Annotated in this window: 17 protein-coding genes and 1 pseudogene; 7 read left to right on the forward strand and 11 right to left on the reverse strand. The window is 58.2% G+C overall.

Translation table 11 applies throughout. The annotated features are described in order from the left end of the window. Together GA0061101_RS25050 and GA0061101_RS25055 are read left to right on the forward strand one after the other, a co-directional pair. On the forward strand, positions 1–335 hold a 335-nt coding region (locus GA0061101_RS25050; RefSeq protein ID WP_208865028.1), incomplete at its 5' end, for a transposase. A gap of 358 nt (positions 336–693) precedes the next feature. Further along, positions 694–1,689 (forward strand): hypothetical protein, encoded by a 996-nt coding sequence (locus GA0061101_RS25055; RefSeq protein ID WP_092575427.1) that lies wholly within the window; start codon positions 694–696, stop codon positions 1,687–1,689. Positions 1,690–2,198: 509 nt separating this feature from the next. Here the strand turns inward: GA0061101_RS25055 and repC are convergent. The 4 genes from repC to GA0061101_RS25075 all read right to left on the reverse strand — a co-directional run bounded on the left by repC (position 2,199) and on the right by GA0061101_RS25075 (position 6,950). Next, positions 2,199–3,500 (reverse strand): plasmid replication protein RepC, encoded by a 1,302-nt coding sequence (gene repC / locus GA0061101_RS25060; protein WP_092575430.1) that lies wholly within the window; start codon positions 3,498–3,500, stop codon positions 2,199–2,201. 155 nt (positions 3,501–3,655) lie between these two features. Then, positions 3,656–4,657, reverse strand: a complete 1,002-nt coding sequence (gene repB / locus GA0061101_RS25065; protein WP_092575432.1) for a plasmid partitioning protein RepB — start codon at positions 4,655–4,657, stop codon at positions 3,656–3,658. 4 nt (positions 4,658–4,661) lie between these two features. Continuing rightward, positions 4,662–5,855, reverse strand: coding sequence for a plasmid partitioning protein RepA (gene repA, locus GA0061101_RS25070; protein WP_037193099.1), 1,194 nt, complete (start codon positions 5,853–5,855; stop codon positions 4,662–4,664). A 609-nt stretch (positions 5,856–6,464) separates the two neighbouring features. Then, complete coding sequence (locus tag GA0061101_RS25075; RefSeq protein WP_092575435.1) at positions 6,465–6,950, reverse strand: ProQ/FINO family protein; 486 nt, start codon at positions 6,948–6,950, stop codon at positions 6,465–6,467. A gap of 663 nt (positions 6,951–7,613) precedes the next feature. On the opposite strand from GA0061101_RS25075, the gene GA0061101_RS25080 reads away from it, so the two are divergent. After that, complete coding sequence (locus tag GA0061101_RS25080; protein WP_245297568.1) at positions 7,614–8,411, forward strand: hypothetical protein; 798 nt, start codon at positions 7,614–7,616, stop codon at positions 8,409–8,411. 405 nt (positions 8,412–8,816) lie between these two features. On the opposite strand, the gene GA0061101_RS25085 is transcribed toward GA0061101_RS25080, so the two are convergent. Next, the gene (locus GA0061101_RS25085; RefSeq protein WP_113102917.1) at positions 8,817–9,689 is read right to left on the reverse strand and encodes a lysozyme inhibitor LprI family protein; all 873 of its coding nucleotides are present in this window, start codon (positions 9,687–9,689) and stop codon (positions 8,817–8,819) included. A gap of 586 nt (positions 9,690–10,275) precedes the next feature. Here GA0061101_RS25085 and GA0061101_RS25090 point away from each other — a divergent pair. The 3 genes from GA0061101_RS25090 to rpsU all read left to right on the forward strand — a co-directional run bounded on the left by GA0061101_RS25090 (position 10,276) and on the right by rpsU (position 13,230). Next, positions 10,276–11,487 (forward strand): glycosyltransferase family 4 protein, encoded by a 1,212-nt coding sequence (locus GA0061101_RS25090; RefSeq protein ID WP_092575440.1) that lies wholly within the window; start codon positions 10,276–10,278, stop codon positions 11,485–11,487. 11 nt (positions 11,488–11,498) lie between these two features. Then, positions 11,499–12,488: an NAD-dependent epimerase/dehydratase family protein gene (locus GA0061101_RS25095; protein ID WP_092575442.1), complete on the forward strand. Its 990-nt coding sequence runs from the start codon at positions 11,499–11,501 to the stop codon at positions 12,486–12,488. A gap of 502 nt (positions 12,489–12,990) precedes the next feature. After that, positions 12,991–13,230 (forward strand): 30S ribosomal protein S21, encoded by a 240-nt coding sequence (rpsU, locus tag GA0061101_RS25105; protein WP_037193112.1) that lies wholly within the window; start codon positions 12,991–12,993, stop codon positions 13,228–13,230. A gap of 144 nt (positions 13,231–13,374) precedes the next feature. Here the strand turns inward: rpsU and GA0061101_RS41140 are convergent. From GA0061101_RS41140 to GA0061101_RS25125, 5 genes and pseudogenes are all read right to left on the reverse strand, one after another. Next, a pseudogene (locus GA0061101_RS41140) lies at positions 13,375–13,542 on the reverse strand (IS6 family transposase); the annotation flags it as partial. A 254-nt stretch (positions 13,543–13,796) separates the two neighbouring features. Next, the gene (locus GA0061101_RS25110; RefSeq protein WP_376774253.1) at positions 13,797–14,501 is read right to left on the reverse strand and encodes an ABC transporter ATP-binding protein; all 705 of its coding nucleotides are present in this window, start codon (positions 14,499–14,501) and stop codon (positions 13,797–13,799) included. After that, positions 14,498–15,280 carry an ABC transporter ATP-binding protein gene (locus GA0061101_RS25115; protein WP_037193117.1) on the reverse strand — a complete coding sequence of 261 codons (783 nt, stop codon included), beginning with the start codon at positions 15,278–15,280 and terminating at the stop codon, positions 14,498–14,500. The genes GA0061101_RS25110 and GA0061101_RS25115 overlap by 4 nt, the downstream gene beginning before the upstream one ends. Then, positions 15,277–17,172, reverse strand: coding sequence for an ABC transporter permease (locus GA0061101_RS25120; protein ID WP_245297569.1), 1,896 nt, complete (start codon positions 17,170–17,172; stop codon positions 15,277–15,279). The genes GA0061101_RS25115 and GA0061101_RS25120 overlap by 4 nt, the downstream gene beginning before the upstream one ends. A 139-nt stretch (positions 17,173–17,311) precedes the next feature. Further along, a complete protein-coding gene (locus GA0061101_RS25125) occupies positions 17,312–18,499 on the reverse strand; it encodes an ABC transporter substrate-binding protein (protein WP_047558570.1) in 1,188 nt (395 codons plus the stop codon). 252 nt (positions 18,500–18,751) lie between these two features. On the opposite strand from GA0061101_RS25125, the gene GA0061101_RS25130 reads away from it, so the two are divergent. Further along, positions 18,752–19,237 (forward strand): MarR family winged helix-turn-helix transcriptional regulator, encoded by a 486-nt coding sequence (locus tag GA0061101_RS25130; RefSeq protein WP_037193125.1) that lies wholly within the window; start codon positions 18,752–18,754, stop codon positions 19,235–19,237. Between the two features lie 68 nt (positions 19,238–19,305). Here GA0061101_RS25130 and GA0061101_RS25135 read toward each other — a convergent pair whose 3' ends face one another. After that, a complete protein-coding gene (locus tag GA0061101_RS25135) occupies positions 19,306–20,487 on the reverse strand; it encodes an acyl-CoA dehydrogenase (protein WP_092575450.1) in 1,182 nt (393 codons plus the stop codon). Between the last annotated feature and the right edge of the window lie 21 nt (positions 20,488–20,508).

Here is a 20,508-nt window from a genome sequence, read left to right on the forward strand (position 1 = left end):
GAAATAACCCCCGGACAACGTGGCGACGCTCCCATCGCCGCCAACCTGCTTGCACCCCTGCCGCCCAGCCGTTTATGCGCAGCCGATACTGCTATGACAGCGATGCCTTTCGCCGCTTCCTCATTCAGCGAGGAACCTGCCCCGTCATCCCAAACAATCCAACCCGCAAACGCATCCAGCCTTTCGATCCGCAGGCCTATAAGCGAAGAAATATCATCGAACGCATGTTCTGCCGTCTCAAGGACTGGCGCCGCGTCGCAACACGATATGACAAGCTCGCCATCAACTTCGCAGCTACATGCTATATCGCTGCCACCATCATATGGTGGGTTTGATTGAGTCTCCACCCTAAGGCAAGATGCCCTTCAGCCGTAAGTGGTCTGCCGGATTCAGCTGGTCTTATTTGCGCCTTTTTGGGCAACGAATTGTGGCACGGAAATGCACGGAGCAGATTTGATGACGGGCCTGTGATGACCGCTGATATTTTCGATTCTTGTTAGGTCTCTCTTCAACAAAGCGATGCACAATTATGAATGCCGAATCTTAAGTCATAGCGGCCGGACTTGCGGGAAAGCAGCTGGCGATGGCGCCCTGGGCTCTGCGAGATGGCTGCAATGGTTCGATCGTCGCTGCTGCCTCTGGCCGGCGGCGAGACAAGCAAGTTCAAAAGGTTTTAACAGGAGATCTGATCCAGTGCGGTTGAGAACTGCCCTTCGAAGCGTTGCCAAATCACTCGGCTTCTGCTTGCTCGCCTTCTCGGCATCGACGCCATCAATCGCAGCGCAGCGACAGTCGGACATTCCGGAATGGTTGAGCGCCTATGTGGGCGAAGGTGACGGCCAAATCGCGCAACCGATCCTGCAGAGGGCGCGCGCGCTTTACATGCGAAAGGTGAGCGAAGGCAAGGTCAGGAATCCCTGCTACTTTGTTATGGATGCCACGCGCCCGAACGATCCCGGCGATGGCAAATCGGGAGGCCGCTTCTATATCGTCTGTGAAGCCACCCAGACGTTCCGTGTGGTTTCGTCCGGACACGGCAGCGGCCGTGATTTGAAGGGCGTCGTGGATTTCGGCAACGGGCGGATGTGCGCCAGGAACTTCGGCAATGCGATGGATTCGAACCTAACTGCCGGCGGCTCCTACATGACCGAGGAGACGAAAACGACCTTCAAGGGCTACTATCCAATTTCCCAGACGAAGGATGCTGCATATCTTCGCACCTTCCTCCAGTTCGATGGCGAGGGCGAGACCGCCAATGCGCGGCAACGCGCGATCGGAGGACATGCAGCTGCAAAGGTGGCCGGCATATGCATGAAGAAAGATCCGCAAAGCCCCTATGCCAACCGTGACGGATACGTCCCCCTTGGAAAGCTGGTCGAGTATGCCGGCGGCCGCAGCGATGGCTGCACGAGCTGGGCAGCGTCGGACGCGAGCCAGATCATCTCCATGGTGAAGGACAATCCGACGACGCTCTACATCTATCCTGAGTCAGCCGATATAAACGCCGTTGCCAAAGCCGTGGCTGCCGGTCGTTCACCATCGAAGGCTGGATTGTACTGGAACGATTCCTGCCTGAAAGCAATCGGCGCTCCGAAATTTTGGCCAAAGGAAACCCTGGAGCCGATCATCGCCCAGTATAAACAGGATCACCCGGCGCCGCCGTCCCGACCAATACCGATCTGCCAATAGCGCTGACGTTTGTCCCGTGGCGAACCTGGCAATTAGATGCGTCTGCTTCGATGCGCAAGCAGACCTCCCTCTCCTGCTCCTGAACTGCCCGGAACCGACCGCGCGGTGCTTGAGGCATGGATTTTCTCTGCATCCTGACATCCTGGTTGGTTTTGGGGGCGAGTCATAGTTGGCAATGTGCTCGCAGTTGAAAATGTGTGGACATTTGCCGGCAAAAACGGCATAAAAGTGCAGGAATTGGTCAGTGCATGTAGCCTTTCTCGCCCGTAATTGGTCTCTGCTACTGTATTTGGCCCACTTGGTAGTCAATTGATTTTATTGAAACAAATCCTCCAAGTAGAAGCTATAACTTCCTTTCTTACCGCCACGTCCGCATAGTCCATACAGGCTTGTCTGTCGAGCTGACCAACTTCGCGGATCAGGTAGACATTTCGCGTGCCCTCTTTGTGTGAAAACGGATCCCCAGATCCGCCGGGGGAGAGACTTGCGGCATTGAAGACGGGGCATGGCTAAGCCACCTTTTGTGTGGCTGAAGCTGCATTTGCGCGTAGAAGGCTCATTAACATAGGACCGATCGCGAACTCTCCTCTTTGCGTTCGCCGCGTCAAATCTCGTAGATAGGCGCCAGCCGACTTTATATGGGAAGCTCGTTGGAGGATGCAGGCGATCACGGTGGCGGTGTTTTCAAGCCCCATGACGGTACATGCCTCCTGATGGGCGGTAGGGCTGATATCAAGCATCGATTTCACGATCACAGAGGCGGCCAGCAAATCGCGCCAGCCGTTGATCTGTCCGGCCGGACTATAGGCGGCAATTTCGGGGCAGGCTCGTAGAACGAGGTCGAGCGGAAATGATTTCAACTCAGTACAAGCGACGCCTAGGCTTTCAGAACCATGGCGTGGGGGCATTTGGGGTCTTGTTTGGCGAACGGCAGTGGGGGCGGCAGCCCTGGTGGAGGCTGGTTGCGGCTGTGTATCGGGTTCGTTTGTGCGAGCGGCTTGTGGTGCTTCAGATTCAGTTGAGGATTCGGAGTCTGAATTCTGTATGTGGCGCTCATTTTGATAGGGATTGCCGCCTAGTTCTATTGCTTTTACGTGTTTTTCCAATCGGTTGACGATTTCGCCGTGCAGAGGGCCAAGCTTTTGGAGCAGGGCTTCCAATTCTGCTGTGCTGGGCGAGCGCGGAAGGCTCTCGATGAGGTCGCGAAAGCTGGAATGTGCGGCTTCCCAGTCGCCGTCGACCTGCTCGATGAGCGCCGTCTGGATCAGCTTTGTGATGTCGCGTCTGTAGAGGCTGATGCGTTCGCGTAGACCCTGGGTGTGGAGCCGCTCGGCGACGACTGCGGCAGCGAGATGTTCGATCTCCTCGGAACGATGGAGAAGAGGCGCCAGTGAGAAGCCGTAGGCCTCATTGACGTCCCCTGCCCTGCTTCTGCGGGCATAGCGCTTGCCATTGGGGCTGTCCCTGCGCACGAGGAGGCCGGCATCGATGAGCGCAGCGAGGTGACGTCGGATCGTTTGCTCGGCCATGCCATGGGCGCGCAGAGACAATTGCGCATTCGAAGGGAACACGACCAGACCGGCTTCATCCGAAAGCTCATTCTTCGGGTAGAAGCTCAAGAGCGCATTGAGAACGGCAAGCGCTCTATCCGTTATGCCGAGCAGGGGCTTGGCTTCGCAGAGCGCGCGATAGATTTTCCATTTGTCGGCGGACTTGGTGGGCTCGACATTGCAGGCTCTTTTCTGAGCTAACAACATGCCAAGCGTCATCGACCGCCGCCCGAAAGGCGTCGTTACGTATTCAGCTTCCATTTTTCCTTCACCTACGTTGAGGCAAAAGAAATCCGCTCATCAAAACGATGCCAAAGACTCTTGACTGTGATTCGGGGAAATGCGATTCTTGATTTGCTTAAGATCAGAGAAGGGCTTCCACGACGGCGTCGTTTGGGGGCCTTTTTCTTTTGCGGTTACGTTTCCTTTCCTTGCTGAAACTCATTGAAGAGAGCCTGTAGCCTCTCCTGTACGAATTGATCGAAACCGGGTGCGGCCTTGCTGTCGAAGACGAAGGTTGCCCGCGCCGGTGTTCTCTTAAGCGTGACAGGCACGCCGGCTATCTCTGATGGTGCCGCCGGTGGCTTGGCAGACACAGGCTTGCTGATAACCAGCGCCATTGCCTGCTGGAAGCGTTCATCGCTCGATAGCTTTCGGCAGTTGTCCGCGGACAACTCGGCGACGATCGGTTCAGATGCAACGCTTTCGAGACGTTCTCCGAGCTCCAGCCACCGTCGCCGGCCAATCTCGGGAGCTGGTCCGATCGCGCTGATAAGTGCCAAAGGCACCTGCCTGGTAACGATCAGCATCTTGGAAAGCGCGGCCTTGTCCACGCCCAGCGCGGCCATGATGATATCCCTGCCAAAACCGCGCTGCTCGAGCCGCAGCGCAAACAAAGCGCGCTCAACATAGGACAGGTTCGTGCGCGCACTGTTTTCCTGGCCCTGGCTCACGACAAGCTGATCGTCGGTGAGCTGCCGCACGACGGCGCGCACCTTGATGCCGAGCGCCTTTGTTGCGGCCAGCCGGCGATGCCCGTATGCGACCTGATAACGTCCCTTGGCTTCCAGATGCGGGCGCACGAGGATGGGAACCTGCTGGCCGTGTTCGCGGATCTGCTCCACAAGTTGGCCAAGTTCAACAGGATCTACCTCAAGGCGATCGGTGACGAACGATCCGTCGATAAGGTCAGGATCGATATCAATGATCGTTTGACCCTCCGCCAGCTGCCGTTCGAGGTCGCTGGCCCGCTCCATCTTTTCCGTGATGTTTCCGAGCGTCCTGGTGATGCCGCCCACCGGACCGCCGCTTCTCTGCTGCGGCAGGAAGCCGGCGATGGGGCGATTGTCTTTCGCTGCAACGGCATCGGCGCGCCCCGTATTCGGAGCTGAAATCTCAATCAGATTCTTGCGCGCCATCTATCTATTTCCTTCCCCATGTTGAACGGATGTGCGTCTCGATCTCGCCGTTCACGAGATTGAGGGAATCCAGAGCGCGGTCGTAGGTGCCCCTTGTGAACTGGGCTCGTTCGACTTCGTAAAGGGTTTGTTTCGTGACGCCGGCATCGGCGACAGCCGTCGATTTGACCATGGCGTTGTGGAGCATGCGATTGCCGAAGATCGCCTTCATGAAGCCGGTCATCTGGCTTTGCGGCCCGTCATTGGGCTCAAAGCGGGTGACGAGATAGCGCATCCAGTCGTAGCTGGTACGCCCGCCTGCCCTTTCGACGACGGTCATGAGTTCGCTTGTCATGGTCAGGAACTGAGACATGGACATCACGTCGAGCATCTGCGGATGAACGGTAATCAATATCGACGTCGCGGCGCAGAGCGCCGACATTGTCAGAAAACCGAGCTGCGGCGGGCAATCAATGACCACGACATCGTAGAAGCTTTCGATTTCGGTTAGAGCCTCGCCGATGCGCGCGAAGAACATCGTCTCGGCTCTGCCAGCCGCCATTGCTCGCGGTGTTTCGTGCTCGAACTCCATGAGTTCGAGATTGCCGGGGATCAGGTGCAGGTTCGGCGTATAGGTCGACCGAACGATGTCGGCAATCGGCCGGGGCTCCTCGTAGCGAATGGCGCCATAAAGCGTCTCGCCTTCGCCGACATCGAGCTCAGGCTGATGTCCGAACAACGCTGAGAGCGAAGCCTGCGGGTCGAGATCGATGGCCAGCACTCGATAGCCTCTCAGCGCCAGATATTGCGCGAGATGGGCGGCTGTCGTCGTCTTGCCGGAACCGCCCTTGAAATTCATCACCGAGATGATCTGGAGTTTTTCCGCTCCCCGGCGCCAGGGCACATATTTCGGGGTGCCGTTCCGTTCATCGAGAACTTTACGGATTCGATCCATATCCTCGGCGGTATAAAGCCGGCGTCCATTTGCAAGCGGATCCGGTCCATGGCCATCGGCAGCGATCTGGCGAAGATAGCCTTCTCCAATGCCGATAAAGGCGGCAGCTTCAGCCGGCGAAAATGTCCGCATCGTCTTTTGCGACTGAGGCGGAAAGAGTTTTGCCTGGTGTTGCTGGAGCTGGTAAGACAGCTCCAGCGCGTCTGTTGCCAGAAGCGTCGGAAGATGCTCTTGGTCGTCTTGGAGTACGAGACTCGGCTGCATGGCGGTTTTCCCAATTAACTGCGCAATTGTTACAGAAAGCTGCTTAACTACGCAGTTACAATATGCCCCGATTCGTTGCAGTTTTACAATTGCTTAAACAAATAGCGACTTTTGGCGGTTTTTTACTCATTCGGCATGCTCAAGCCCGTTCCTTGAGACAGATTCTATGCCTGGCAGCATCCGGTTTGCTCTGTGTTTCATCAAGCCGGGCAGGCCCATTGGGCAGAGCCCCATCGACCGGAAGTAGTCCGCGGACTACTTCCGGTCGATGGGTGCTTGGCAGGGCGCGAGGATTTGTCGGGTCGGCGAGTGTTCAGATATTTTCAGCTGTGGCGTCCCGGCAGAGCGCAGCCGATTGTCCGCGGACTACCTGATCCGCGTTTGGAAAAACGACCGCAGCGAAGAGACTTATTGGCTGAGCAGCGCTTCGTTCCTTTGACTGTTCCAAAGGTGCAAAAGGGATTGATCGATTGGCAGGTGAATGAGGTCTCAATCGCTAGCGCCTACATACCAAAGAAACGCAAAACCTCCCTGCGGCTATCCACTGGGAGGTACGCGAGAAGGAATTCAGGGTGGGGCTGACGATGTCAGCGCGGATGGCGATGCGTGCTAGCGCACTAGGCGATCGGAGCGCTTGCCACTGCGAAGAAGTGCGGCGCGGATCAGTTCCGATTTGCTCAACGCTGGCGGCGGCGGAGCGGGTTGCTCCTGAGGTTCGGCTGTTTTGACGGGCGTCTGTTTCAACGTCGTGAGGCGCTGCCTCGCAGCAAGCCTGTCTTCCGGCGACAGCGGCTCGATCGGGTTGCCGTCGATATCGTGGCGCATCGAGTCGGGTTGGGCGCTTGCAAAGTAATATTGCTTCGAGTGGAGAAATGCACTCGTGGCGCGGCGGAGCGCCATGACCGGGGTGTCGGGCTTCAGAAGCGGGCGAATCTCGTTCCAGAGACCAAGCGCAAAAGGACGAATGATCTCGCCGGGTTTGGAAGGCAAGATATCGATCGGACGGACCAGGAGGGCGTTAATCGCCTTTGCTTTTCTAACGTCGAGCTCCGTTGCAACAATCGGGTCTCGACTGATCGTCCAGGGTTCTTCCATGAAATCGCTCCTTTGTATCGAAATCCATTACGGATCGATTGTGAAGTGATTTTGACGGGGCGGCGAACAAGCTTGCTCTCGAACATGGCCACCATGCAAAGCCAATGACCATATATGGAAGCGCAAAGCGCGCTGCAAGCTTTTGCGTTAACAGGATTTTTATAGTTTGGCGGATAGCTTGCACCTAGCCGCGAAGGGTATTGTGTACGCGGCGCGTCTTTCTTTCCAAAGTCGCGCGAGCTGCCGGAGCTTTACCGCGGAATCCCCGCCTGCCGAGCGCCTCACCGCCCGCCGACGCCAAGCATGTCGACCGGGGCACTTTCGAACCCACCTTCCGGACTGACGGGCCTCGCCCCAACTGCCGATATTAATAGCGCTTGCCGAGCCATGGCCACGCGCGCTTCTCACGCTTTAAATATCGTGGTCGGTTCATGTGTTGCGAGATGGAGAGCACACATTGTCGCACCGGGATCGAACCGATACGGCGATTTGGATAGGGATGGTGTTTCCGCAGGGTATGCCCGCCGATGTGCTCTTCCTGTGCTAAAGGCTTTCGCGACGATCCAGGCAGGGATAGTCGGTGCCGCCGACGTTGATTCTCGAATGGGAAGCGGGGCAGGGGAGGTGCCATCCTGTGGCTTATCCCGCGCGGGGTCTTTGTCCATGAAATGCTCGACGCGCAAATTCGCGAACTCCGTCGCCGCCGGCCGCTGGGCCAAGGTTGGCCCAATCGCATGCTCGCGGATGTCGGTGAGCCGGTTTGCATCGCAAGTGACGACATGTTCCATCGAAAAATGTGAAGACATCGGCATGGCTAGCTTGCCCTTGCGAAACCCGCCTTGGCTGGTGGCTGCTGTTGCGATACAGATGGCGCCGCAACCCGCAAAGCCAAAGGCTGAATGGCTTATCTATCTTCTGGAGAGAAGCATCTTGAATATGAAAGCGTTCTTGTCCCTGGGTGTTGTTATCTCGCTCTCGCTTGCTTCGTCTGCCCTGGCGTTCGATAAGTCAGCCTTCTTTGATGCCGCGCTCTGCAAGCCGCCGTACACGACAACCTCGGCAACGGAAATGTACAATGAGGCCGAAAAACTCGCAAAGGCCGATACATCTCTCCTGACGGCTGCCGTTTATAAATTGTCCGCGGACTTCGGCAAGCAGGGCTTCAAGACAAATGAACTCATTTTCGCCGGCTCGAGCATCGGCGTGCTGATCGAAGGCTTGCGGGCGGATGAACTCGCCAAGACTTATCATCTGAAATCGGACAATCTTGGCAGTCTTTTGGGGGCGGCTTCAAAGTCGTATGCGCGTGCATTGGTGAAGGCCGATCAGCCCACCAGGGAAATGGGGGGCGTGTCGATCGTAGCCCGCGAGTCGGCGGCCTTTCCCGGCAAAACACTGCTTGCGTGTGAATTCGTAACGCACGAAGATCTCGAAGCCGTGAAGAAACTCCAGGCGAATTGACCCCTTCTATCGCGACGCTTTGGCTGCCTGCTGTGTTCGTTGCAGGGAAGCGGTCAGCAACGCGCGAACTCCATGGATCTCACGATCCGCTCTGCTATCGGAGGCACTGTTAGGGGCTAGGTGCCGACAGCTGGTACCTATCGATAGTGATCGGCGCGGTTGGGGGCTGTATGGATGACGGAAGCTAATGGTGGTTTAATTTCAATATCCGGAAACTCTATGTTTGATTCATATGGTTGATACGCTGAGTATCTGGAAAACTCGGTGTCGATTTTGGATAAGTGGGGCAGATTGGGTGGGAACGTCCGTACAAACCCGCAAGGGGCAGCGATCTACATCGGCCCCACATACGGCCAGGAAGCATCACCGCCTTTGGCGACCTAGTTAAGCATCGGGAAGGCGATGCTACTGGGCCGTGGCGGGGCTTTCCAGGGAGCGAGGGGGAAAGTCCGGATCGGCCAGGCATTGTGTCATCCAGTCAGGCGCAATTCCCGAGATATCGTCCTCATCCTTAAAATCCGGATCGATGCGGAAAACCGGTGAATGGCTAAGATCTGGGTTATACCTGTCGTCATGCTCATCGACATGGAAGTCCCAACCCGTCTTGCCTTTATCGAGGCCAGCGGCCGCATCGTCGGGGCACTGCGCATCCTCTCCACCACATCCCGCCACCGTGACCAACTTGCCGTTCGATACGTTGGCAACTTTGCTGAAATCGTAATATCGACCTGAAGCCCAATAAGTATAGTCGCTGCAGACCCGTGCTGCGTTTTGGATCGCTTTTACACCGAAACACTCGTAATCGTGGCTGTCTTCACCAGATGGAATGAAATCGCACTCGGTCCAATAGCCGGAATACGGGCCGCCAGAAAAGCGGGAGACATAACGCTGTTGGGCAACCGCATTCGCCACGAGCGCTGAGCTTTCCGGAACTCCTCCTTTCATCGCGAGATTCCTTGTTCTCTGCGCGGTGTCGTCCCGCAGCAAATTGATTTCCTGCTTGCGCTCGTCTGGTTGTAATCGTGATCCTTCGATGTATCGAAGACCTACCCATCGTTGCTGGCTGGAGACAAGTGCTTGGTGAATTTCCGGGTCCTTGACGCTTCTCAGGAGATCAAAATACGCCTTGCTCATTTCCGTGTCCGCTTTTCGAAGTGACGGGTTGTTGCAAATAAGTCGATCAACCGGTTGTTTGGCGTTTGCGCAATCAAGACACCAAGCTGGCGAGGTCAGAAGGTTGAAGCAGAGAAACGCGGCAAGTCCTGAAATCCGATACATTCTAAGCTGTCCGTAAAATAGCGAGGTACGGCCTCTTGGTCATTCAGAGTTTGGATCATGATTCGGCCGAGTTCGAAATCCTCGACGCCGCAAGGGGTTTTGAGAATGGATCCTCTTACACACTTCTTTCGTGAAACGTTGCCACCCAACGTGCCCTACGTTCTCGATTTTGGGTAAGGGGTGTCGAAGCCGCTTTCACCTCCCGGTTACAATTGAAGCGCTGTGCTGGATAGAAAAAGCGCTATCTTAACCCTACGGCGCCCGATCCGAACCGGCGGGGGACTCCTCAAAGCTCGAATGCGCTGCCGGTGCCTCGCGTCGGATGTCAATCGATGCTGCTATTTTCAGCATCGGCTCAATCAACCTACCCTAGAGTAACGACCATATTATGCACGCGCAAAAAGCGTTCTAGTCCTTTGAATCTATAGGATCCTGTCGATTCAATCTGAAAGCGGGATGCCTTCGTGCGAATGGATGAATTGAAATGCCGCTGCGTTAGACCGCTTTATATGTGTCAGGCGTGTGACAGAAGAGACCAATTTCTTTCGTCCGGCCCGAAGACACAAGGGGGCGAGTTTCTAATCTTATGCGTCTCATACTCGTCAATGATGTTTCAACCGTTCGCGGCGGCGCGACCAAGGTGGCGTTGCAGTGTCTTGAGGCAAGCAGGGATGCGGGTCTGACTTGCGCCATACTGGTCGGCGATGATGGCGAAGGCCTCAAGTCGCGGTTTGCTGGCATCCGGACAGTTGCGCTTGGCGAGCGTCCCCTTCGGGAAGGTCCGACTTTCACCGATGTCTTCGCGAAGAACTACAATTGGCGCGCCTATGAGGCCTTGGAGGGGTTGCTTAAGGAATCGGAGGAGGAGACCGTCGTGCATGTGCATGGCTGGTCGCAGATCCTGTCGCCGTCGATCTTCTACGCGCTTGCCAAGCATGAGGCCAAAGTCATCGTCACGGCGCATGATTTTTTCCTGAATTGCCCCAACGGGGGTCTCATTAATTTCCATAGCGGCGAAGTCTGCCATATCAAGCCGCTGTCCGCCGCATGTCTGACAACCAATTGCGACAAGCGCAATTATTTCCATAAGCTCTGGCGTTTCCGCCGAACCTTGACCCAGCGGGGCGTCGGCGAGGAATTCTGGGGTCGCATCGGCATCGTGCTGGCGCATGAAAACATGGAGGCGCATCTCCGCTCCGGTCCTTTACGACATTTCACGACGCTGCGCACGCCCACGGAGCCATTGACGCCCGGACCGGTAGAAGCGTGGCGCAACCACCGCACCGTTTTTCTCGGCCGCATGTGCTGGGAAAAGGGGGTGCGGACGCTGGCGGATGCGCTCAACAAAACGGGAAGGACGGCGACGCTCATCGGGCGCGGACCGTTGCTTGAGGAGATGCAGCACGCGTTGCCGCATTGCTTCGTGCCCGGCTGGCTGAGCGATGAGGAGGTAGCGAGGCTCGCGGGTGAAGCGCGCGTTTTCGTCATGCCGTCGCGCATGCCCGAGCCTTACGGTCTGGTCGCGGCCGAAGCGTTGATGTCCGGCATACCGGTCATTGTCAGCAGCAATGCACTGATTGCGACGGAAGTCGAGAACAACGGCGCCGGTCTGGTCTTCGAGAGCGGCGATGCGGATTCGCTGGCCGAGAAATTGGCGGCGACCGATGACGACAACCTGATGCGGAGGCTGAGCGAGGGTGCGTTTGCCCTTGGCCAACGCATCGCGCCGAGCAGAGCGGAATGGGGACGCCGAATGGTGGACATCTATATGGGGCGCAGCGATTTTCTTGCGCATTAGTGGGGGGGACAATGGCACGTGCTTTGGTGACGGGCGGCTGCGGTTTCGTTGGCCGACATCTTATCCGACGACTTCTTGCCGAAGGGCTGGATGTCGTCTGCGTCGATCCGCTGGTCATGGGGACGGGCGCGCTTCATGCTGATCTGTGGCAGTGTTTTACGCGCTCCCGCTTCACCTTTCTCCAGGAGGATTGTCGCACTTTCTTTGCCCGCGCGCCCGAGCATTTTGACTATGTCTTCCATCTAGCCGCGCTGGTCGGCGGCCGCGTGACGCTGGAGACACGGGCGCTCGATGTCGCCGAGGATCTGGCTGTCGATGCGAAGCTATGGCAGTGGGCCTCACGCGCCAAGCCTGGCACCGTGGTATTCTTCAGCTCCAGCGCAGCCTATCCAGTGTCACTTCAGACGGTCGAAAATCATTGGCTGCTGTCGGAGGACATGATCAATTTCGATACCTCTGTCGGCATGCCCGACCTCAGTTATGGCTGGGCGAAACTGACCGGCGAATATCTGATGAAGCTCTATGTCGAGCGCTACGGCCAACGGGCCATCGCCTACAGACCGTTCAGTGGCTACGGCGAGGGTCAGGATTTGGCCTATCCTTTCCCGGCGATCTGTCGCCGGCTGCTTGCGGAAAAAGGTGCGGCAGAGGTTTTCGTTTGGGGCACAGGCCGTCAGTGCCGCGATTTCATTCATATTTCCGATTGCATCGAATTCATCTGGCAGACGAAGGACTTGCTTCCAGATGGCGCCAGCCTCAATCTCTCGACCGGCATTGCCATGTCCTTCATCGAATTGGCGGAGATCATCAGTCGGCAGATCGGCTGGCAGCCGGTCGTCACAGGCCGATCGAACCATCCCGAAGGTGTTTTCTACCGCTGCGGTGATACGGTGCTGCAACGCTCCTACGGACTGAAGCCGCTGGTCAGTCTGGAAGAGGGCATCGCGCGGACACTGGAGAATCTGCGAGCGGAGCAGCCGCCATATGCGCTAGCCATCTGAACGGAGCCTCACGACAAGCTCCGTTGGTCCAGAAGGGTGATCGTCCCCACCGACGCGCAGACCCCGGCCGCACCCTGCTTGCATCGATCGGATTGGGGCTGGAAATTCATCGCGGAAACCAAGCTGCCGGAGAGCGTTTCGTTGAGCGGAAAGCAGAGATAAAGGGCAAGCCGTTGCTCTTCGATGTCCAACCCACGACTGAAAGCGCAGTCTGCCGGTTCGTAAGGCTGCGCCTGATGAATTGTCGGTATTGATCATTGACTTGAGCCAAGCCCGCTGCCAATGACAGGAACCATCGTCAGGTGGGTTTTGGCGGCCTTTGCTCTCGAAAGGATATGAACTTCTGACCCACTAATCGCCTTCGGAGCTTACCTCTAGCCCCATTCGCGATCATGCGCATGAAATCAGTGGCGACAGAGAATCTAGGCAAACTGTCTTCCAGGCCTTGATCATCAAGGCACATAGATCTAATGAGGCGCGTGAGTGATCCTAGGAGTTTAGAATGCAGGTTTTGGTACGTGACAACAACGTTGAGCAAGCGCTCCGTTTTTTGAAAAAGAAGTTGCAGCGCGAGGGCGTTTTCCGCGAGGCCCGACTTCGGGAGCGTTTTGAAAAGCCCTCCGAAAAGCGTGCTCGCGAAAAGGCTGAGGGTATCAGGCGTGTCCGCAAACTCGCTCGCAAAAAGCTTGAGCGGGAAAGCGGTATTTCGAGCCCCAAGAAGGCAAGAGCTTCCGCTCGCTAGCGGAGATCGAGTGACGGATGTTTCGGCTGTCGAGGAAATGACTTTCTCGTGCTTGAGATATCCCTTTCCCGCGGGCGGTGTTGTCAGCGTGTTTGAATGACAAGCGCGTTAAGTCCGGTGCTGACGGTTTCAGACGATGTGGGCGCGGGCGGCGGAAAACAGCGAAACGAAATGCTGTAAACGTCTATTGAGCGAAAGCCCCGGCGCATTCTCTCTCGTTTTCGAAACGGCAGATGCGCGCATCTCGGTCGATTGTTCAGGCCTTTGTGGGGCCTGATGCTTAACGCCTGGAATGATCCGACGCCTTGCCGCCGGTGGGCTTGCCGAGACAATACGGCGGCCATGATCGGCGTGAGCACACCACAGGCCGGCCTTATGAGATCGATGGATCTTGGCCCGGAAGCAATCGGCACTTTCATATGAATTGAGAGCAGCATTGCAACTCGCTCAGATCTGGATCGCGAACGGCGAGGTCCAAAGAGCCCGTGAGCTCATTCGCGCACGCGAGTTGCTCAACCTTCGTTGAGACGCGCGCCGGATCCTCTCTTTCGACCCGCATTCGCCCATTACATTGCGAGATAGGCCTGCCGGATATCCTCCCGGCTTTCGAGTTCTACAATGGTGCCGGAATATCGGATTGCGCCTTTTTCCAGAATATAGGCGCGGTCGGATATCAGCCGGGCGAAATGCAGGTTCTGTTCCGACAAGAGGATGGACAGTCCCTCGCGCTTCATCGTGAGGATCGCATCGGCCATCTGCTCGACGATCTTGGGCGCCAGCCCTTCGGATGGTTCGTCAAGCAGGATCAGATGGGGATTGCCCATGAGGGTTCGGCCGATTGTCAGCATCTGCTGCTCGCCGCCGCTCATGTTGCCGGCCGGTCTCCTGCGCATGTTGCCGAGGTTCGGGAAGATCTCGTAGATGCGCTCGGGCGTCCACACCGCGCGCTGGTCTCGGCCCGCCTGTCGTCCGACTTCGAGATTCTCCTCCACCGTGAGGGTGGTGAAGATGCGCCGGTCTTCCGGCACATAGCCGAGCCCCCGGCGGGCGATGTCGAACGGAGGAAGCCTGGAAATATCCTCTCCTCGAAACCGGATCTCCCCCTGTTTCGACAGGAGAAGGCTCATGATCGATTTGAAGGTTGTCGATTTGCCGGCGCCGTTGCGGCCAAGCAGGGCGATCACCTCGCCCTCCGCGACCTGCAATTCCACGTCGAACAGGATATGGGCGGGTCCGTACCAGCTATTGAGACGGGATACTTCCAGCATCAGCCCTCCGATCTGTTGGCGTAAAGCAAGCCGGAGCCGAGATAGACGGCTTGGACGTCGGGATTGGCCCGGATCGCCTCTGGGGCTCCTTCCGCGATGATCGTGCCGCGATTGAGCACTAGAATCCGCGACGCATGCTCGAAGACGATATCCATATCATGCTCGGTGAAGAGAACGCCGATCTGTCTTTCCTCGACAATCCTGGCGGTCAGTTTCATCAGCTCGATGCGCTCCCGCGGGGCCATTCCGGCGGCCGGCTCATCCATCAGCAGCAGCTTCGGATCGCCGGCCAGCGCGATGGCAAGCTCGAGGCGCTTGACGTCGCCGTAAGGAAGCTCGCGACAGGCGCGATCGGCCTGGTCGCCAAGACCGATCAGGCCGATCAGTTCTTCGGCCTCGCGGCGAAATTTGCGGTCCAGCCGCCCGAAGAAGCCGGTCCAACCGGAAAGATGTCCGGCATGGGACAGGATCGCCACCTGCACATTCTCGCGAACCGTCATGGACAGGTAGACTTCCGCGATCTGGAACGTACGGCCGACGCCGAGGCGGAAGATCCTGGCAGGCGAGAGGCCCGATGTCTTGACCCCATCGAGGACCGCCGATCCGGCATCGGGCTTGATCTGGCCGTTCAGCATGTTGAAGCAGGTGCTTTTCCCGGCGCCGTTCGGGCCGATAAGCGCCATCAGTTCACCACGGGTAAGCGAAAAGGAGACGTCGGTGACCGCTTTGACGCCCTGATAACTCTTGCTTAGATGCGATACCGACAGAAGCGGTGGGGTCATGGCGCATCCCCCATTTTGGCGGCCGGTTGCGAAAGGGTTTGCGGCAGGATCTGGAGCCGTTGCTTGCGAGTCCCCAATATTCGGCCCAGCGTCCCGACGATCCCTTCCGGAAATGCGACGACCAGGAGAATGATGAGGCCGCCGAGGATCATGCGGGAGAGATCGGTATTGCTCATCAGCCAGATCGAGGCGGTCTTGTAGACGATTGCACCGACGATGCCGCCCGATACCGTACCGAAACCGCCGAGCAGGACCATGACGAGCCCGTCGATCGACATCGGAATAGCAAGCACCTCAGGAAAGATGCTTCCCTTCTGAAAGGCCAGAAGCGAGCCGGCAAGGCCAGCAAAGAAGGCCGACACGACGAATGCGGTATGCTGGACGGTGCGGCGCGGAATGCCGGTTGCCGCCGCGCGCTGCGGTGAATCCCGAAGCGCCCTCAGGGCATGACCGAACGGCGCGAAGGTCAGATAGCGGATACAGCCGACCGATAGGACGGCCACCACGAGCGTCAGCCAATAGAAGGCCTTGGGTCCGCTTGCCCATTCGGACGGCCAGACGCCGACGATGCCATTGTCGCCACCTGTCACGTCGACCCACTGGTAGGCGATCGACCAGAAGATCTGCGCGAAGGCCAAGGTGAGCATGGCAAAATAGATGTTGGACAGCCGGACGCAGAACCAACCCGAGACGAGGGATATGGCAGCTGCAACAACAGGCCCGATGAGGACGGCAAGCTCCATCGGCGCGCCAAACCACTGGACCGATAGCGCAGCCCCATAGGCACCTAATCCGAGGCTCGCCGCATGGCCGAAGGAGTCCAGCCCGCCCACCGACATCATGAACTGAAGACTGGTGGCGAAGATAACGGCGATCAGGACTTCGCTGGCGACACCGAGGCCGTAATTGCCGAGCACCAGCGGCAAGAGGATCGCGCTGAGGATGAGTATGCCGGCGGTAGCACGGCTGCGTGGGCCAAGCGGCCGCCACGTCGTCCTTGCCGCATAGCCGGCGCGGGAGGCGGGCAGGGGCTTGCCGAAGAAGCCCCAAGGACGCAGGACAAGGACGACCGCCATGACCACGAACATCAGCACGAGGGAAATGCCTGGAAACACCAGGATGCCGAAGGCGTTCAGCTCGGAGACGACGATGGCGGCCAGGAAGGCGCCGCCGATGCTGCCCAGCCCGCCGATTACCACCACGACAAATACCTCGGTGATGACGGACAGATCCATGAAGTGCGTGACGGCATCGCGCGGGATTTGCAGGCCGCCGCCGAAGGCTGCCAGGAAGACGCCGAGAGCAAAGACCCCGGTGAAAAGCCATTTCTGGTTCACTCCGAGCGCGCTGACCATGTCGCGGTCCTGGGTAGCCGCGCGCACCAGAATGCCCCAGCGCGAGCGGTGCAGCAGCAGCCACAGCAGGCCGAGAACGGCGGGTCCGAGAGCGATGAGCACGAGATCATAGGCGGGAAAGGGTCGGCCGAGAATCTGGACGGCGCCGGACAATCCGGGTGCCCGTGGCCCGACGAGGTCCTCCGGTCCCCAGATCAGCCGCACGCCGTCCTCGACGACGAGCGTAACGCCGAATGTGGCCAGAAGCTGCAACAGTTCGGGAGCACGGTAGATACGGCGCAGCAGCAGGATTTCCAGCAGAGCACCGCAGGCTGCGACGATGGCGGCGGAGACAAGCAGTGCTGCCCAGAAGCCGAAGGCGCTTTCCCAACGGGTCGTCAGGCTGTAGGCCAGATAGGCGCCCAACATGTAGAAGGCGCCATGAGCGAAATTGACGATGCGCGTCACGCCGAAGATCAGCGATAGTCCGGAGGCGACCAGGAACAGCGAGGCGGCATTGGAAAGCCCGGTCAGGAACTGCAGAAGATAAAGGTCCAACGGAGGCTCCCTGCCCATTTAACAAGGGTGGCATTCGATCCACGGAATGAATGCCGGCGCGATGCGTTATGACGGAATACATGCCCGTTTCGCCGGCGGAAGGGCATGAAGCCGCGACCGCCGGCCTTTGACGGTTCCGCTAGGGGCGGAGCTTGGCGGCGTCGGCCTCGCTCGGCAGGAAGTCGTTGCCGCTATGGTACTGGAAATCGACCATCACGCCTTTTCCATCCTTGAGGGCGGTCTTGCCGATGAAGGCGCCGAGCGTCGATTGATGATCCGCGGCACGATAGGTGATCGGGCCAAACGGCGTGTCGACCGAAATACCCTTGGCGGCGGCAATCAGCGCGTCCGTGTCGGTCGACTTGGCCTTGGTCAGAATGGCGGCCATCGACTTGACCAGCGAATAGCCGACCACCGAGCCCAGGCGAGGATAGTCGTTGTAGCGCTTCTGGTAAGCGTCGAGAAAGGCCTTGTGCGCTGATGTGTCGACGGAATACCAGGGGTAGCCCGTCACGATCCACCCTTCCGGCGTATCTGTCTTCAGCGGATCGAGATATTCCGGCTCGCCGGTCAGGAAGGAAACGACCGAGCGGCCCTTGAAGAGATCGCGGGTCGTGCCCTCGCGCACCAGCTTCACCAGATCGGCGCCGAACTCGACATTGAGGATCGCATCCGGCTTGGCGGCCTCGATGGCCTGCGCCACGGAGCCGGCATCGATCTTGCCTTGCGGCGGCCATTGCTCGCCGACGAACTCCACATCGGGTCGGGCCTTCTGGAGCAATTCCTTGAACACAGCCACGGCGCTTTGTCCGTATTCATAGTTTGGCGCGATGGTCGCCCAGCGCTTCGCCGGCAGCTTGGCGGCTTCCTGCGCCAGCATGGCGGCCTGCACGTAGTTTGGCGGGCGCAGCCGGAAAGTATAGTCGTTCCCCTTCGACCAGATCATCGCGTCGGTCAGAGGCTCTCCGGCCAGGTAAAAAACCTTCTTCTGCTTGGCGAAATCGGCAACCGCCATGCCGACATTCGAGAAGAAGGAGCCGGAGATCATCACCACCCCTTCCTTTGCGACCAATTCGTTTGCGGCCGTCAGCGCGTCGCCGGGCTTGCCGCCATCATCCTTGGAAATGATTACGAGCTTGTCGCCGTTGATGCCGCCCGCCGCATTGACCTCGTCAAGCGCCAGTTGCCAGCCCTTCTTGTAAGGGTCGGTAAACGCGGGAAGGGCAGAATAGCTGTTGATCTCGCCGACCTTGATCTCACCGGCCATCGCTTGTGTCCCGGCCGCCAGACAAAGGGCCGTACCCATAATCGCAAAAAGTCCTCTCATTTCCGTCCTCTCTGGATTGATCTGTTTTGATTCTTGTTATTACGGCACGTCATCGGCGGCATCGAATTTCGAGCGCGTGCAATCGCGATCCATAGCTTGTCGCCTGAAGGTATGATCTGGTGTGTTCACTATAAATGCAAGATCTTTCTCTGTGCATTTTTTAGGCAAATTGCGCGAAAATCCCGTATTTCCAGCTTGCCAATCGTTCGAAGAACGTGGAAATTCGCGTGTACACACTAATCTTGGCAGCGGATGGCTGATGTGAAGCACGATAGGCCGGATACGGACGACTATGATGTCACGCAGCAGGTGGGCCACCTGTTGCGCAGAGTGTATCAACGTCATCTCTCCATCTTCCAGGAAAACGCCTCCGATCCCAATCTGACCTCAGTGCAATTCGTCACCCTCTGTGCGCTGCGCGATCATGGGCCAAGTTCCCAGACCGAACTCGTCAAGGCCACGGCCGTCGATCAGGGCACGATCAGGGGCATCATCGAACGACTGTCCGCACGAGGCCTAATCACGACTTCCGGGGATGAGCAGGACGGACGCAAGATCATCATGTCCCTGACGCCGGCCGCCGAGCACCTGTTGGAGGAAATGATACCGGCCGCCCGCCTCATCAGCGAGTTGACGATGGCCGACCTCAATCCCGCCGAACGAGTGGCCCTGCTTTATCTGCTGCGCCGCATCCTGAACTATCATGATGACAAATCATCGAACGCGACGGAGAAATAGACCGGCAGGAAATGCCATCGCTGGACAGCATCTCCTTTTTCAGGTCAATCGTGACCGCAAAGCCGGCCTCAATTCGCAAAAGCGGCGATGCCAGTGATGGCGCGGCCGAGGATGAGGGCGTGGATGTCGTGGGTTCCCTCGTAGGTGTTGACCACCTCGAGGTTGACGAGGTGGCGGGCAACGCCGAACTCGTCGGAAATGCCGTTGCCGCCGAGCATGTCGCGCGCTGCGCGGGCAATGTCGAGCGCCTTGCCGCAGCTGTTGCGCTTGAGGATCGACGTCAGTTCGACAGGCGGATGGCCGTCTTCCTTCATGCGGCCGAGACGCAGGCAGCCCTGCAGGCCAAGGGTGATCTCGGTCACCATGTCGGCGAGCTTCTTCTGGATCAGCTGGTTGGCGGCAAGCGGCCGGTCGAACTGCTTGCGGTCGAGCACATATTGCCGCGCCTTGGCATAGCAATCCTCGGCCGCACCCAATGCGCCCCAGGCAATGCCGAAGCGGGCGGAGTTCAGGCAGGTAAACGGACCCTTCAAGCCAGAAACGTTCGGCAGCAGGTTTTCCTCCGGCACGAAGACATTCTCCATGACCACTTCGCCCGTGATCGAGGCGCGCAAGCCCACCTTGCCGTGGATGGCGGGTGCCGACAGTCCCTTCCAGCCCTTTTCAAGGATGAAGCCACGGATGATGCCGTCCTCGGTCTTTGCCCAGACGACGAAGACATCGGCGATCGGTGCGTTGGAGATCCAGGTCTTGGCGCCGGTGAGGCTATAGCCGCCATCGACCTTCTTTGCCCGCGTCACCATCGAGCCGGGGTCGGAGCCATGGTTCGGCTCGGTGAGGCCGAAGCAGCCGATCCATTCGCCAGTGGCAAGCTTCGGCAGATATTTCTGCTTCTGCGCCTCAGACCCGAAAGCATCGATCGGCACCATGACCAGCGAGGACTGCACGCTCATCATCGAGCGATAGCCGCTGTCGACGCGTTCCACTTCGCGGGCGATCAGGCCATAGGCGACATAGCCGAGGCCGGCGCCGCCATATTCCGGCGCAATCGTCGGTCCGAGCAGGCCGAGCTCGCCCATCTCGCGGAAGATCGTCGGATCGGTCTTTTCATGGCGGAAGGCTTCGAGCACGCGGGGGGCAAGCTTCTCCTGCGCATAGGAATGCGCGGTATCCAGCACCATGCGTTCTTCATCGCTCAGCTGCTCCACCAGCCGGAACGGATCGGCCCAGTCGAAAATCTCGCGGCTCATGCTGTCGTCTCCCAGATCTTT

The sequence above is a fragment of the Martinezella lusitana genome (assembly GCF_900094565.1).
Taxonomy (GTDB): Bacteria; Pseudomonadota; Alphaproteobacteria; order Rhizobiales; family Rhizobiaceae; genus Rhizobium; species Rhizobium lusitanum.